We start from the raw sequence: 343 nt of genomic DNA on the forward strand, positions 1-343 counted from the left end.
AGTATGGCCTACAAGGCGTCTGGCGTGGCAAAGGCAAGATTACCACCAACAGCCGTGACGACCAAAAGCGCGCTGATGACTTAGTCAATCGTAACTTTAGCGCTTATCGTCCTAACCAGCTGTGGGTTGCAGATTTCACCTATATCAAGACGACAAGCGGCTGGGTCTATACCGCTTTTATTATTGATGTGTTTGCCCGTGCTATCGTTGGTTGGAAGGTATCTAATCGTATGAACACGAATATGGTGATGGCGGCTTTAAATCAAGCAATAGCAGATAGAAACCATCCCAAAGATGTGATTCATCACAGTGATCGAGGGGTTCAGTACTTATCCATTCGCTA

The 343-nt window shown here is 46.1% G+C and carries 1 protein-coding gene; it reads left to right on the forward strand.

Annotation, left to right across the window (positions count from 1 at the left end):
• The coding region (locus ACT3QP_RS15130) for a DDE-type integrase/transposase/recombinase (RefSeq protein ID WP_444526074.1) at window positions 1-343 on the forward strand (343 nt) is incomplete at both ends.

This window comes from Psychrobacter sp. AOP7-B1-24 (assembly GCF_052376215.1).
Lineage (GTDB): Bacteria > Pseudomonadota > Gammaproteobacteria > Pseudomonadales > Moraxellaceae > Psychrobacter.